10 protein-coding genes are annotated in these 16,536 nt (G+C 32.1%); 4 read left to right on the forward strand and 6 right to left on the reverse strand.

What is annotated here, in order from left to right; translation table 11 throughout:
* Window positions 1–8: 8 nt before the first annotated feature.
* From ACIQ16_RS00615 to ACIQ16_RS00625, 3 genes are all read right to left on the reverse strand, one after another.
* Window positions 9–1,436, reverse strand: coding sequence for an OmpA family protein (locus tag ACIQ16_RS00615; protein ID WP_396148075.1), 1,428 nt, complete (start codon window positions 1,434–1,436; stop codon window positions 9–11).
* 118 nt (window positions 1,437–1,554) lie between these two features.
* Window positions 1,555–2,745 carry a glycine C-acetyltransferase gene (gene kbl / locus ACIQ16_RS00620; protein WP_396148076.1) on the reverse strand — a complete coding sequence of 397 codons (1,191 nt, stop codon included), beginning with the start codon at window positions 2,743–2,745 and terminating at the stop codon, window positions 1,555–1,557.
* A gap of 31 nt (window positions 2,746–2,776) precedes the next feature.
* The gene (locus tag ACIQ16_RS00625; RefSeq protein WP_396148077.1) at window positions 2,777–5,920 is read right to left on the reverse strand and encodes a UvrD-helicase domain-containing protein; all 3,144 of its coding nucleotides are present in this window, start codon (window positions 5,918–5,920) and stop codon (window positions 2,777–2,779) included.
* Window positions 5,921–6,026: 106 nt separating this feature from the next.
* Here ACIQ16_RS00625 and ACIQ16_RS00630 point away from each other — a divergent pair, with 106 nt between their 5' ends.
* From ACIQ16_RS00630 to tyrS, 4 genes are all read left to right on the forward strand, one after another.
* Entirely contained in the window at window positions 6,027–6,635 is a 609-nt protein-coding gene (locus ACIQ16_RS00630; RefSeq protein ID WP_396148078.1) for a superoxide dismutase, read from the forward strand.
* Between the two features lie 78 nt (window positions 6,636–6,713).
* Window positions 6,714–8,942, forward strand: coding sequence for a DUF5686 family protein (locus tag ACIQ16_RS00635; protein WP_396148079.1), 2,229 nt, complete (start codon window positions 6,714–6,716; stop codon window positions 8,940–8,942).
* A 39-nt stretch (window positions 8,943–8,981) separates the two neighbouring features.
* On the forward strand, window positions 8,982–11,405 hold the full coding sequence (locus tag ACIQ16_RS00640; protein WP_396148080.1) for an RND family transporter: 2,424 nt from the start codon (window positions 8,982–8,984) through the stop codon (window positions 11,403–11,405).
* Between the two features lies 1 nt (window position 11,406).
* Window positions 11,407–12,705 carry a tyrosine--tRNA ligase gene (tyrS, locus tag ACIQ16_RS00645; protein WP_396148081.1) on the forward strand — a complete coding sequence of 433 codons (1,299 nt, stop codon included), beginning with the start codon at window positions 11,407–11,409 and terminating at the stop codon, window positions 12,703–12,705.
* 54 nt (window positions 12,706–12,759) lie between these two features.
* On the opposite strand, the gene ACIQ16_RS00650 is transcribed toward tyrS, so the two are convergent.
* Genes ACIQ16_RS00650 through ACIQ16_RS00660 form a run of 3 tightly spaced genes read right to left on the reverse strand, consistent with a single transcriptional unit; the run spans window position 12,760 to window position 16,493 of the window.
* On the reverse strand, window positions 12,760–12,945 hold the full coding sequence (locus tag ACIQ16_RS00650; protein ID WP_091311601.1) for a DUF2892 domain-containing protein: 186 nt from the start codon (window positions 12,943–12,945) through the stop codon (window positions 12,760–12,762).
* Window positions 12,946–12,960: 15 nt separating this feature from the next.
* Window positions 12,961–13,266, reverse strand: a complete 306-nt coding sequence (locus ACIQ16_RS00655) for a hypothetical protein (protein ID WP_396148082.1) — start codon at window positions 13,264–13,266, stop codon at window positions 12,961–12,963.
* Between the two features lie 11 nt (window positions 13,267–13,277).
* The gene (locus ACIQ16_RS00660; protein ID WP_396148083.1) at window positions 13,278–16,493 is read right to left on the reverse strand and encodes an efflux RND transporter permease subunit; all 3,216 of its coding nucleotides are present in this window, start codon (window positions 16,491–16,493) and stop codon (window positions 13,278–13,280) included.
* Window positions 16,494–16,536: the final 43 nt, after the last annotated feature.

Consider the following 16,536-nt stretch of genomic DNA (forward strand, 5'->3'; position numbering starts at 1 on the left):
GAGAAAAATTATTTTACTAATTTAACTTCAACTCTTCTGTTTTGAGCTTTTCCAGCTTTCGTTGCGTTTGTTGCAACTGGTTTAGCTTCTCCAAAACCTTCAGATGTTAATCTGTCAGCAGCAATACCATTTTCAACTAAGAAAGATTTTACAGCTGCAGCTCTATTTTGAGATAATACTAAGTTAGCATCGTCTTTACCGTCTGAATCAGTATGTCCTTCTAAAGCGAATTTAGCTGTTGGATATTCTTTTAAGATAGCAACAATTGCTTGTAAAACTGAATATGTTTGTTTTTGGAAAGATGATTTTGCTGAATCAAATAAGATTGTTTTTGCATAATCATTTAATTTTTTCATTGTGTCTTCAGATACTTCTGGACATCCGTTATTTGCAACAGTTCCTGCTACAGTAGGACATTTATCATCTTTATCTAAAACTTTATCTCCATCAGTATCAGGCCATGGGCATCCACCGTTTGCTTTTTCACCTTTTACAGTAGGACATTTATCGTTTTGATCAGCTATTCCATCGCCATCAGCATCTGGACAACCTTTTAATACTGGTAAACCAGCTACATCAATACAAGCATCATCTTTATCAGCTACAGTATCACCATCTTGGTCTGGACATCCATTCATTTCTGGAGTACCTGCTTCTTCTGGACAAGCATCAGCTGAATCTTGAATACCATCTAAATCAGTATCAGGACAACCTTTAAATGCAGCTAAACCTTTTACTTCTGGACAAGCATCTTCAGCATCAATAATACCATCATCATCTTTGTCTTTAGCACCAAATTGGAATCTTAAACCTGCTTGGTGAAAGAAATGTGTTGGAATATCAACATTACCCACTCTATTGTCATCAAAACTAGTTTTATAAGTCGAAGCTATTGTAAACGCAACATTTTTCATAAACCATAAGTTTAATCCCCAACCAGCGTTAATTGTTCCTGCCGAAGCGTCACCCATAAAAACATAACCTCCACCTAAATTTAAAGTAGGGTCAAACCATTTAGATTTTATTAAACTTTTAAAGCTATAAGAAACCGCTGCATCTAAACCATAATAGTTTAAATCACCTGGGTTACTTACAACCATACCTCTTGCATCCGCACCAACTGTAGTAGGTTTGAATTCAACAAATTTGGTAATTTTGTTGAAAGATCCTGTCATTTCGAAAGAAAAACCATCTCCAACGTATTTAGACACGCTTAAATAAGATACTGCCGGAACGATATTCCAATTATCTTTCATATCTAATCCTTGAGAATAGGTTTTTTCAAATAATCCTAATCCACCTCTACTAGCACTTACTCTAGTGTCTACCGCATTTGCTCCAAAAGACACAGCCCATGGATTAACTTTATCTTGTGCTTGTGACGTTAGTCCAACAAACAACAAAGCAGCAGAAAATAATTTGTTCAAATGTTTCATACTTTTTATTTAATTTAATTACAATTCATTATATTTAAGAGCAAAAGTAATATGTTTTTTGTAATTCACAAAACTTTTGTTTGTTTTTTCTTAATTATATGTTAAACAATTTAATTTATTAAATTATGTTTAACTTTTTGGCAACACTTTCAAAAGCAAAAATAGCTTTATCTAAATGTTCTTTTGTATGAGCTGCAGATAGCTGTACTCTAATTCTGGCTTTATCTTTTGGAACAACTGGATAAAAGAAACCAATTACATAAATCCCTAATTTTAGTAGTTCGTCAGCCATTTCTTGAGATAATTTTGCGTCATACAACATAACTGGTACAATTGCAGAATCGCCATCAATAAAATCTAAACCTGCTTTTCGCATGCCTTCTTTAAAATAATTAGTATTCCATTCTAATTGATCTCTTAAAGAAGTGTCTTTTTTTAATAATTCAAATACTTTTAAAGAAGCTCCTACAATTGAAGGTGCTAATGAATTTGAAAACAAATACGGACGTGAACGTTGACGTAAAATTTCAATCACTTCTTTTTTAGCCGTTGTATAGCCCCCCATTGCGCCTCCTAAAGCCTTTCCTAATGTTCCTGTAATAATATCCACACGACCCATAACTCCTTTTGCTTCCATTGTGCCTTTACCTGTTGCGCCAATGAAACCAGCAGCGTGACATTCATCTACCATTACTAAGGCATCATATTTATCGGCTAAATCGCAAATTTTATCTAAGGGCGCTACTAAACCGTCCATTGAGAAAACACCGTCAGTTACAATTAATTTAAAACGATGTCCGGCTTCTGTAGCTTTTATCAATTGGGCTTCTAAATCTTGCATATTAGAATTTTCATAACGATAACGCGCGGCTTTACACAAACGCACACCATCAATAATTGAAGCGTGATTTAAACTATCGGAAATAATACAATCTTCTTCTCCTAATAAAGGTTCGAAAACTCCGCCATTTGCATCGAAAGCTGCGGCATATAAAATGGTATCTTCTGTTCCATAAAAATCGGCTATTTCTGCTTCCAATTGTTTATGAATATCTTGCGTTCCACAAATAAATCTTACGGACGACATTCCAAAACCGTGCGAATCTAAGGCGTCTTTTGCAGCTTGAACTACTTCTGGATGTGATGAAAGTCCTAAATAATTATTCGCACAAAAATTTAAAACCGTTTCACCATTTACAACTATTTCTGCACCTTGCGGCGAAGTGATAATACGTTCTTTTTTATAAAGTCCGTTTTCTTGAATTGTATTTAATTCATTTTGTAAGTGAGCTTGAATTTTTCCGTACATTTTTATATTTATTGTTGGTTATTTAAATTTTCTACAAATGTATAATTTTTAATTCTTCTCCTATATATAGTAACACTTTTTTAGTTACTTTTAAATTCATTTTTTCAATAACGCGTACATAATTTTCAATTTGTTTTTTATGTTTCTCGTCTTGCGCTCCTGTTTTGTAATCAATAAGAAAAGCTTCTGAATTATGAATTACCAATCTATCTGGTTTTAAATTGATTTCGTTTGGCGAAATTATATTGTGTTCTGTAAAAACCATATAATTCGGATTAAAAAAAGCTTCTAATTCTGGATGATTTATAATTTGTGTTATTTTATTTTCAAAAATACTTATTTGCGATTGTTGAATCAGACCTTCATCTAAGCTTTTTGTTAAAGCCGTTTGCAAATCATTTTTCGAAGTAATATACGATAAAATTTGATGAATAATATTTCCGAACTCAATAGCATCTTGTTGTAACGTGCCCCACATTAATGCTTCTTTTTTTGCAATTCGAATCGAAGAAAAATCTAATGCTTTTATTACGGACTGAATTTCTGCTTTATTTTTAGTAAATAATTTTGGTTGCGAATGTCTTTTTGGATTGCCGAAAGCATATTCTTTTTGTTCGATTGAAAAATTTGCTTTTTGCAACAAAAAATTTATGAAATAAGAAGCCAACGTTTTGGAAGTAGAAATTTCGCCTTTTGTGGTTATTTTATAACTACTAATAATATGCAATTGCTCTTCGGCGCGCGTTAAGGCAACATATAACACATTTATAGTATCTAAAATTTCTTCTTGCGATTTGGTTTGATAAATTTCTTGAGTTGTGTCGCTATATTTTTCTAAAATCTTATTGTTTTTAACCAAAGCTTGAGGCATATCTACACTTTCGTCTTCCATTGGAATCCAAATATTATTGCTTCTTGGATTCAAACTGTCATCGGCAAACGGATAAATTACCACCGGAAATTCTAATCCTTTCGATTTGTGAATGGTCATAATTCGGATGGCTTTTTCTCCTTCTGGCGAGGGAATGCTTTGCTTGAAACCTGATTTTTCCCAATATTCTAAAAAATCTGCAATGCTGGTTTGATATTTTACGTTTCGTTCTAAAACTAAATCTAAAAAATACTGCACATAAGAAATGGTGGTTTTTTCTTTTAAAAACACATTTACAATATTTTCAACAGCTTCATAAAGTGATTTTTTTCTGCAATTTTCAAAGGATATTTCACAATTAAATGACGCTAAATATTTTTGCAAATCCGCTTCCGATAAATCTTTTGCAGACACAATAAAATCATGAATTTTATCTTTATCAACCTTTGTATTTGCTACAAAATACAACCAATTTATTTTTGATTCTTGATTATTTGAACTATCTAAATATTCTAAAAAATTAATAATAAATTTTACTTCTGAAGCATTTTGAATTAGCAATGTTTCCGATGAAATAATTGGAATGTTATTTTCGGTTAAAAAATTAGCCAATAACACCCCGTTTTTTGTTTTTCGAGTCAATAAAACAATGTCTGAATAGTCAAATCCATTTGCAAGAGATTGCTGAATAATTTCTAAGGTTTTCGATAAATATTGTTTGTCTTTTTCTGTAATCGATTCGTCTTCTGCAATTTCTTCATTTATTTCAATAGTATCATCTAAAAAAGTAACCGATACAAAACCGCCTTTTTTTTCATTTGTTTCCTGACCAGCGGTTTCTTTATATAATTTTTGATAGGCTTCATTAGTGAATTCTTCAGAAAGAAATTGAAAAAATTGATTATTAAAATCAATAACTTCAGAGTAACTTCTGTAATTTTTTGGCAAATTTTCTACAACTTTCAGTTTATTAGAAAACGGATTTGCATCTGTACTTAAATCAATAAATTGTTCTGCTTTTCCACCTCTCCATCGGTAAATAGATTGTTTTGGATCGCCTACAATCATTAATGAACCTTTTGTACCATCTAAATCTTCACTTGCCAAGGCATTATCAATTAGTGGTATAAAATTTTCCCATTGTAATTGCGAAGTATCCTGAAACTCATCTATAAAATAATGACGGTATCTATCGCCTAAACGCTCATAAATAAAAGGAGCGGGTTGGTCTTTAATTTCGTTGTGAATTATAGCGTTAAAATCGGAAATAGATAAGACGTTTTGGTCTTCTTGCAATTGCTTGTATTCTTTATAAATTACATTAATTAACGACAACGGAATCATATTTTTGATAATCAAATCGAATAACGCAGTTTCATTTTTTGCTTTGTAAATATGCGTTAGTTTTTCTTTCCAAGCAGGCGCTAAACGATGAACTACTTCTGAATTATTCGATTTTTTAGGAACCACGATTTCTTTTTCATTTACAAAATCGTATTCGGTTGCTTTTTCGTTAAATAAATTGGCAACGTGATTGTAAAACGTTTTTCGGTCAAAATCTTCTTCCGTTAAATTATTTGCTGCAAAATCATCTAAAATGAATTTCGCATTTTCTTTTATTTTTAATTTATTGGATTCGATTTTTAATTTAATTTTCTCTGCAATTTTAGAAAAATCATCTACTGATTTATCACTTAATTTTCCGAAATTAAAAAAATGTTCTTCGTTTAAAATTAATCTTGAAACTTCATATAAATCTAAAGTTACATCCCAACTTTTATCATCATCTGTTTTGCTTTTTGCAAAATTGATTAATATTTGAGTCAATTCTTCGTCCTCTCCCGCTTTGGCAACCACTACATCAATCGCATTTTTTAAAAGTTCATCTGTATCGAGTGTAACGTCAAAATTGGTAGGTAAATTTAAATCGTGTGTAAATGTTCTAATGATACGATGCGTGAATTTATCAATAGTAGAAATGTCAAACGCCGCGTAGTTGTGAATTAAATTCTTTAAAATTTTTCTGGATTTTTGTTGTATCGAAGGAACATCTAATTTTATTTCAGCAGCAATTTCTCGCATAAAATCAGCTGTTTTTTCAGTAACTTCGTCTTTAGTAAACGCGATTAAGCTTTCAATAATTCGGCTTTTCATTTCTTCTACCGCTTTATTGGTAAACGTAATGGCAAGAATTTTTTTATAGGTATCGTTAGCAGGAGCTACCAGTAAAATTTTTAAATATTCTTTTGTTAAGGTATACGTTTTACCAGAACCCGCAGATGCGTTATAAACTTGAAATGCCATATTATAAATAATCTTTTAAGAAAGTATTAAGACGGAAAAATTTTATTTTCAAAGTTAAAGTTATAAATTTGAAAAAAATAATTAATCCATTAAAAAATAGTAAATCATGGCTTTTGAACTCCCACAATTACCTTATGCATATGATGCATTAGAACCACATGTTGATGCAAGAACTATGGAAATTCACCATACAAAACATCACAATGCTTACACTACAAATTTGAATGCTGCTATAGCTGGAACAGATTTAGAAGGAAAATCTATTGAAGCCATTATGGCCAATTTAGATATGAATAATATGCCGGTTAGAAATAACGGAGGTGGTTTTTACAATCACAATTTATTTTGGACCGTAATGTCTCCAAATGGTGGTGGTTTGCCAACGGGCGAATTAGCAGCTGCAATTGACACTGCTTATGGTTCGTTTGATGCTTTTAAAGCAGAATTTGCTAAAGCTGCAGCCACTCGTTTTGGATCTGGATGGGCTTGGCTTTGTGTGCAAAAAGGTGGAAAAGTTGAGGTGTGTTCTTCACCAAATCAAGATAACCCTTTAATGCCAGGAATTGGTTGTGGCGGAACACCTGTTTTAGGTTTAGACGTTTGGGAACACGCGTATTATTTAAACTACCAAAACAGAAGACCTGATTATATTGAAGCGTTTTTCAATGTAATTAACTGGGACGAAGTAACAAAACGTTTCAACGAAGCAAAATAAATTTTGAAAAAAAATAAAAGCGTTCATGTAATTGGACGCTTTTTTATTATCTGTATATTTGCTTTTAATTTCTTGTAAATGAGAATACTCGTGTGGTTTATTTTTTTTAGTTCTTTTGTGGCAATGGCTCAAAAGACAACTTCAAAGCACCGTGAAGCCACTGAAAATTTAGTAACTAGTATTATTCAATTACAAAGCAAAAACCAAATAAAAACGCCTGATTTTAGCTATACGTTTTACGAAAAATCAATTATTTCTGCCAATCCAGATTCTATTTCTGCTTCAATTGATACGGTCTTTAAGAACAAGCGAAAAACGAAATTTATAATAGATTCTTCAAGTTATAAATTCAAAAAAATTATTACCAAACAGCATATTTATCAAACCGAAAAAGTAGCAAAAATTTCTATCGAAAAAGGCAAGAAAAAAGAAACTATCATAGGTTTAAAAATGGCTGGTTTAAAACAACCCGTTTACGAATTATTAGGTCAAGAATTTATGCCTTTTGATTTAAGTAAAAAACAATTGAAAATTTTACAATTTACTTTTCAAAATCCGTTTTCAACTGATGGCGCACTTAAATATAAATTTGAAATAACAGACACGTTAATTGAACCAAATGGTAATGAAATAGTGTTGCATTTTGAATTAAAAAAAAGCATCAAAAAAAACAAATTAAAAGGGGTGGCTATTGTTGATTTAAAAACAAACGCTATTACTAAAATTACTTTTTTTATAAATAGCATTATCAATGTAAAAACTGAAACCATTTTTAACTCTTTTAATGAAGAAAAATCGTGGTTTCCAGTTTCGCAAAACATATTGATAACTAAAGGAAAAGGAAAACAAAATATTGATTTTTTGGGAGAGACCATTCAGTTTGACAATCTGCCAAACACAACTAAAAAGTATGATTATTCAAACGATTTGTTTGTGAAAATTTATAGAGATTATAGCAATTATAACTTTAAACAAATTCCAAATAGACAACGGTATCAAATTCAGATTGATAAAAGTGCCATTAAAACAAATACTGCTTTTTTTAATACAATTTCAAACGATACGTTAGACATAAGATCACAAAACACCTATCAAACATTAGACAGTTTAGTAACTGCAACAAAAATTGAAAAGAAAATTTATTTTGGTAAAAAAATAATTAACGGACAAATTCCGATTGGTTGGTTTGATTTTCGAGCTCGAGATATTTTTAAATATAACAATTACGAAGGTTTTCGTTTGGGTTTAGGACTTGCAACAAATGACCGCTTTTCGACTTATTATAGATTGTTTGGTTATGGTGCTTATGGCACAAAAGACGGCGTTTTTAAAAGTCAACTTGGTAGTGCTTTTCGGATTTCAAAAAATACTGATAGTTGGATTTCGGGTTCCTTCACAGATGATATTATTGAATTTGCCGATTTATCTCTTATAGCAGACAATAAACGATTTAGACTTATAGATCCTCGTCCCTTTAATCTTTCTACATTTTATAATCATCAATCGTATGAACTGACTTTTGAATCGAAATTCATTTCTAAAATTGAAACTACTTTTAAAATAAATCGTTCCAGAATCAATCCTTTATTTGATTATGAATTTATTGCTCCAAATAAATCTTATAAAGTGTACAATTTAACGTTGGCGACTTTAAGTTTAGAATGGTCCCCAAATAGTAGATTTTTACAAGCGCCACAAGAAATATTAGAAGTAGAAAAAGGTTTTCCAAAAATAATTTTGCAAGTGTCTCAAGCCATTCCAAATGTATTGAGCGAAAATATTGAATTTACAAAAATAGATGCCCGAGTTTATCAAGAAAAGAAACATTTGTCTGGGCAAAAAACCACTTTTTTATTACAAGGAGGAATTAGTTTAGGCAACGCACCACTATCGCATTTATATAGTGTAGCGCCAAATAATTTAGACCGAGATGCCATTTTAAGTCGAATTACATTTGCTAATAAAACGTCTTTTGAGACTATGTATTTCAATGAATTTTTCTCAGACAGGTATTCACTTTTTCAGATGAAGCACTACTTTAATAAATTTCAAATTTCAAAAAGCATTAAACCTATTTTAGTGGTTGGAAGTAAAGTGGCTTTTGGAGGTTTTTCTCATCCTGAAAATCATCAAGGAATCACATTTAAAACTATGGAAAAAGGTTTTTATGAAAGTGGATTTGAACTTCAAAATATTTTTAAAGGCTTTGGTTTATCTACTTATTACAGATACGGACCGTATCAATTATCAACATTTGATCAAAATATTGCCATAAAACTATCTTTTACATTGAACTTGGGGATATAATTCATCATAATTCTTACCTTTGCAGCCTAAAATCATATCATGACGAAGTGGTTAAACACCAGTTTTTGGAATTTTGTAGCGCGTACGCTTTTAAGAAATAGACATTGGGTGCTTTTGTGCATTGCTTTGTTTACTATTTTTATGGCATCGCAATGGAAATATATTCGTTTTACACAAACTGAAGCCAATTTATTACCCAACGACCATAAAGAAAATATAGCTTATAAAGATTTTTTAAAAAAGTTTGGTGAAGAAGGAAATGTCATCATTTTTGCCGTAAAAAGTGCCGATGTTTTTAAACCAACTACTTTTAAAGCGTGGAATGATATGATGCGTTCTATTGCAAAAAACAAAGAAGTCGAAGGTGTTTTATCATTCAATGAAATTCAAGATTTAGTTAAAAACGATTCGTTACAAACCTTTCAGACAAAACCTTTTATAGATCAAAACAAAGTCGCCGATGCTGCTTATTTGAATGCTAAAAAACAAGATTTATTAAACAAAATGCCTTTTTACGAAAGCTTATTGTTCAATAAAAAAAGTGGTATTGTTAGAAGTGTAATTTATTTGAAAAAAGACATAGTAAACAAACCCGAAAGAAAAGAATTTGTTTTAAATAAACTAATTCCAGCTATAGAAACGTTTAAGGAAACTACCAAAACAGATATCAAAGTTTCAGGAATGCCTTATATAAGAACCATGAATGCCAAAGCTATTATTAGCGAAATTGGCTTATTTATTGGTGCTACTTTACTGGTAACCTCTTTAATCTTTTATTTCTTTTTTCGATCCTTTCGCACAACCATGATGGCGCTTTTTGTGGTGATGATTGGCGTGATGTGGTCTTTCGGATTTTTGGGATTATTGCGTTACGAAATTACTGTTTTAACTGCTTTAGTACCTTCATTAATTGTAATTATTGGTATTCCGAATTGTATTTTCTTAACCAATAAATACCATCAAGAAACGCGGGCTCATGGAAACAGAGCGAAAGGTTTACAACGTGTTTTAACCAAAGTAGGAACCGCAACTTTCATTACAAATGTGACAACAGCGGTAGGTTTTGCAACGTTCATTATTACCGATAATAAATTATTACAAGAATTTGGAATTGTAACGTCGATAAACATTATGGCACTTTTTGTGCTGAGTTTATTTGTGATTCCAATTTTCTTCAGTTTTATGCCGATTCCAAAAGCGAGACATTTAGAACATTTAGAACGCGGCTATTTGGTAAATTTTAAAAATTGGATTATCAACCAAGTAAAATATCATAATGTTCGTGTGTACTCGGTTGCAGTTGGTATATTAATTTTAGGAATTATTGGCGTTTATAAAATAAATATTTCTGGAAGCATTTTAGAAGATATGCCAAAAAGCACGCCGTTTTTTGAAGACATTCGTTTCTTCGAAAAAGAATTTAAAGGGGTGTTACCTGTTGAGATTTTAATTGATACCAAGCGTAAAAAAGGAGTGATGAAAATTTCAACCTTAAAGAAAATGGACGAATTGCAATCGGAAATTGAAGCCATTCCTGAACTTTCAAAACCGGTTTCTATTGTCAATTTAGTGAAGTTTTCGAAACAAGCGTATTATAACGGAAATCCCGCTTTTTATGATTTACCCGATTCACAAGAGCAAGCCTTTATTTTACCTTATTTGAAAAATTCGTCGAAAGACAGCAAAAATAATCCACTGAAAAGTTATGTAGATTCCACTGGGCAATATGCTCGAATCTCAACTTTTATGAGAGAAGTCAGCACAGATGAAATGGTAAAAGTGGAAGAAAAATTAAATGACCGAATCAATAAATTATTTCCAAAAGAACGTTTCACAGTTACTATTACTGGAAAAGCCTTATTGTTTCAAAAAGGAACCAGTTATTTATTAGACAATTTAATAGAATCGTTATTATTCGCTTTAGCCTTAACAGGTGCTTTAATCTTTTTCTTATTCCGTTCGGTGAAAATGATTTTTGTTGCTTTGATTCCGAATTTATTACCCTTATTAGCCACGGCTGGATTGATGGGTTATTTAGGCATTCCTATTAAGCCTTCTACTATATTGGTTTTCGGAATTGCGTTCGGACTTTCAGTAGATGATACGATTCGATTCTTAGCGCAATACCGACAAGAATTGGTAAGAAATAATTGGAAAATTAAAAAATCAATCTTCTCCACATTAGAAGAAGAAGGACCGAGTATGTTTTATACTTCTTTCGTATTATTGTTCGGTTTTTCGGTATTCACTTTATCGGATTTCGGAGGAACAGTGGCTTTAGGAGGTTTGGTTTCCATTACGCTATTATTCGGAATGTTAACCAACTTAATTTTATTACCAAGTTTGGTTTTGTCTTTAAACAGAAGTATAGCTAATGAACAAGAATTTACAGCACCAACAATAGATATTTTAGAAAATAATGAAGACCCTGAAGCTTTGGGTGAAGAAATAAAAATAAAATAAAATGAAGAATTTAATTGAAGAATTACAATGGAGAGGTCTGGTACACGATGCGATGCCAGGAACAGAAGAGCAACTTTTAAAAGAGCCAACTGCTGTTTATATCGGTTTTGATCCTACTTCAGATTCGTTACATATTGGAAGTTTGGTGCCTATTATTCTATTGATGCATTTACGAAAATTCGGACATAAACCTTACGCTTTAGTCGGCGGTGCAACAGGTATGATTGGTGATCCATCAGGAAAATCAAACGAAAGAAATTTATTAGATGAAGCCACTTTAAATCACAATGTAGAAGGAATTAAAGGAGTATTATCTCGATTTTTAGATTTCAATGCTACCGATGCACAAGCCCCTGTTTTAGTCAACAATTACGATTGGATGAAAGATTTCTCGTTCATTGATTTTGTTCGTGAAGTAGGAAAACGCATCACGGTTAACTATATGATGAGTAAAGATTCTGTAAAAAAACGTTTGTCTGGTGAAGGCGAAGGAATGAGTTTTACAGAATTTACGTACCAATTAATTCAAGGATACGATTTTTATCATTTGCACAAACACCACAATTGTAAATTACAAATGGGTGGAAGCGACCAATGGGGAAATATCACTACTGGTACAGAATTAATTCGTAGAATGAACGTAGATTCTGAAACGGAAGGAAAAGCGTTCGCAATGACTTGCCCATTAATTACAAAAGCAGATGGTTCGAAATTCGGAAAATCGGAAAAAGGAAACATTTGGTTGGATGCTGATAAAACGTCTCCATACGAATTTTACCAATTTTGGTTCAATACGACTGATGTTGATGCAGAAAAATATATTAAGATATTCACATTCTTAGACAAAGCTACGATTGATGCGTTATTAGCGGAACACGTTGAAGCGCCACATTTACGAGTATTACAGAAGAAATTAGCCGAGGAAGTAACAGTTATGATTCACGGTGCAGCAGAACATGAAAAAGCCGTTTTTGCTTCACAAGCGTTCTTTAAACCAACCGTTGACGATTTAAAACTATTAGATTTAAAAACGTTAGCAGATGTTTTCCAAAGTTTAGACCAAGCGGAAGTTACTTTAGCAGAAATTGAAGCGGGTTACCCAATTGTAGATGCCTTTGTGAAATCTGGATTTTTATCTTCAGGGAATGAAACCAGAAGAGCGTTAAAAGAAAATGCCGTTTCCGTAAATAAAGTAAAAGTTACAGAAGAATATATAATTTCAACAAACGATTTAATTGCGAACACATTCGTTTTACTTCAAAAAGGAAAGAAAAACTATTATATTTTAAAAGTGGTGTAAACTGGTTTTATATAAAATATAAAGCCGTTCTGATTTCTCAGAACGGCTTTTTTGTTAGTCTTTAACGCCTAATTTGGCTAAAATATCTTCCATTAAACACCATTTGGTGATGGATGATTGCAATAAATTTGCCCCTACAAAGGCGGTAAACCACAACCAATTTTGGTTAACATATATAGAAAGTAAAATACTAATCAGTACAAAACTTCCTGCTATGGCACGGATGATTCTATTTTTCATACTTATTTTTTTTAATTAATTTGATTTTTCAATATTTATTGTTGCTACATGAATTTTTGATATGGTTTCTTGTTGCAAATTAAATTTAGATATAGCATTAAAGATCAGATCCACATTTTCAACCGGTACAAAAGCATAAAACAACATACTTTCATTTTCATTCATTTCTGTAGCAAACCAATTTTCTCCTATGGCTTCCCCACTTGAGTTGTGGTATCCAACTACATCTTTGTATGAAAAATTTTTCACATTTGCTTTTACCAAAATTTGTTTTATTTCTTTTTCAAATTCTGAAATTGATGTTATTATTACTAGTTTCATAAGATCATTTTTTATTGGTTTATTTCCTCAGTACTTTTATTTTCCCACTTTTTTCTTTCCGTGATATAGTAAATAATTGGCACTACTAATAATGTTAATACTGTAGATACAATCGCTCCAAAAACAAGTGATATGGCTAATCCTTGAAAAATTGGGTCGAATAATATAATGACCGCTCCAATTACAACAGCTCCAGTAGTTAATAAAATTGGAGTCGTTCTTACAGCGCCCGCTTCAATAATGGCTTGTTTTAATGGAATACCTTCGTTTAGTCGGATTTCAATAAAATCGATAAGTAAGACCGAATTTCGCACCATTACTCCTGCTAAAGCAATCATTCCAATAAATGAAGTGGCTGTAAAATAAGCACCTAACAACCAGTGTCCGAATACAATTCCAACTAACGAAAGTGGAATCGCCATCATCATAACAATTGGTGTTTTAAAGTTTTGGAACCATCCTACAATTAACATATAAATAATTACAATTACTACTCCAAATGCAATTCCTAAATCACGGAAAACCTCTAACGTAATTTGCCATTCTCCATCCCATTTTACGGTGAAATCACTTTCATCTGAAGGTTGTTCCATGTACAATTCGTTAACTTTATAACCCGCTGGAAGTTTCATTTTTTGCAATTCTTCGTTCATTCCTAAAATGGCATATACTGGACTTTCTAATTCTCCAGCCATATCAGCTGTTACATAAACTACTCGTTTTTGATCTTTTCTATAAATGGTTTTTTGTAAGACATCTTCTTTTACTTTTACCAAATCTGAAACTGGAACAACATTTCCACGACTTCCTTTTATTTTTAAATTCTGAATATCTTGAAGTGAGGTTTTGTCTTTATCATCTAAAGAAAGAAGAATTCCAACACTGTTATTTGAATTTTCATCGTATAAATTTGAAATTGGATATTCTTTTAACAAATAGGTTAAATTACCAACAACCTGTTGAGGAGCAACGCCATTTAACATCGCTTTTTCTTTGTCAATTTCTAATTTATATTCAGTTTGATTGTCTTCTACATACCAATCAATATCCACAATATCAGTCGTTTTTTCTAAAATACCTTTTACTTGATTGGCTACTTCAATTTGTTGTTTGTAATCAGGTCCGTAAATTTCTGCAACCAATGTGGATAATACTGGAGGTCCTGGTGGCACTTCGATAATTTTAACATTTGCACCATATTTTTTTGCAATTTTTTGCACTTCTGGACGAACTACTTTCGCGATATCGTGACTTTGTAAATCTCTATCTTCTTTATGTAATAAATTAACTTGGATGTCGGCCATATTGCTTCCACCGCGTAAATCGTAATGACGAACCAGTCCGTTAAACGTAATCGGCGCAGAAGTTCCAATATAGTTTTGATAATTAACTACTTCTGGAATTGTAGTTAAATATTGTGCGATTTCTTGCGTTACCGCGGCTGTTCTTTCTAACGTAGTCCCTTCTGGCATATCAATTACCACTTGGAATTCGTTTTTATTATCGAAAGGCAACATTTTAACTAAAACTGATTTCGTGAAAAACATCAATACCGAACCTGCTAATAAAACCACTGTAATTCCTAACATTACTCTGCGTTTCGTAGAATTTTCTAAAAATGGACGTTCAATTTTATTATATAACTTATAAATCCAAGAGGTTTCTATACCTTGATCTGCTTTGTGTTCTTGTTCTTCTTTTTCGTGTAATAAATGATACCCTAAATAAGGCGTAACCGTTAAAGCAACAAACAACGACAATAACATTGCAATAGATGCACCAATTGGCATCGGACTCATATATGGTCCCATCATTCCAGATACGAAAGCCATTGGTAAAATAGCAGCAATTACTGTAAATGTGGCTAAAATGGTTGGGTTTCCAACTTCATTAATCGCGTAAATCGCAGCTTGTTTGAACGGCAATCGCTTCATTTTAAAATGGCGGTGCATATTTTCGGCAATGATAATACTGTCATCTACTACAATTCCAACTACAAAAACTAAAGCGAAAAGCGTAATTCTGTTTAATGTATAACCTAACATATAATAAGCAAACAACGTTAAAGCAAATGTTAATGGTACAGAAAAGAAAACTACTAAACCTCCGCGCCAACCCATAGCTAGCATTACCAAAAGTGTTACGGCAATAATTGCCACACCTAAGTGCATTAATAATTCACCTACTTTATGTGATGCCGTTTCACCGTAATTTCTGGAAACTTCTACGTGAACATCATCGGTAATTAAAGTCTTTTTTAAAGTCTCAACTTTCTCAATGATTTTATCCGAAATTTTCATCGCATCCGCACCTTTTACTTTTCCAATTGAAATTGTAACAGCTGGATATTCTGATTTGTTTTTCGTATACTTTTCATTCGCTTTTCCGTATCCAAAAGACACATAACTTCTTGGTGTTGAAGGGCCGTCTTGAATTGTAGCCACTTGTCTTAAATATACAGGCATATTTGCGTTTACACCCACTACCAAATTTTCAACATCTTCAGAAGTGGCTAAAAATTCTCCTGTAGTTAATAAATATTCTTTATCATTGGCGACAAAACTTCCAGATTGTGAACTGCCGTTATTGGCTTGAATCATTTGCATAATTCCTAAAGCATCCACGCCGTTTTCGGCCATTTTATCTTTGTCTAAAACAACTTTTAATTCGCGTGTTCTTCCTCCAATTTCTTTAGTAATGGCAACATCTTTTACTTTTTCAATTTCCGAGGTAACTTCTTCCGCAATTTGACGAATTTCAAAATCATTTAATTTTTCGCTCCAAAGCGTTAATCCTAACACAGGTACATCGTCAATAGAACGTGTTTTTACCATAGGTTTAAATACGCCTTTTGGAAACATATTTTCGTTTTTCATTAACTCATCGTATAATTTTACATACGAGCGTTCTGAATCTTCACCAACATAAAACTGAACAATTATCATAGCCTGACCATTCATTGCCATACTATGTAAATGTTCTACGCCTTTAATATTAGACAATACTTTTTCTAATGGCTTGATAACTCGACTTTCCACTTCTGCTGGACTTGCACCTGGATAGCCAATCATAATATCTGCCATTGGAACATTAATTTGTGGTTCTTCTTCACGTGGAATTAAGAACGAACTATACACACCTATAATCATCAAACCCACCATTAATAATATGGTTAATTTTGAATTGATGAAAAAATGAGCAATTTTACCTGATATACCTTCTTGCATTTTTTAGATTTTTAGATTGTTGGATCTTTAGATTTTTAATAAA

This window comes from Flavobacterium sp. (assembly GCF_044360715.1).
Classification (GTDB): Bacteria; Bacteroidota; Bacteroidia; order Flavobacteriales; family Flavobacteriaceae; genus Flavobacterium.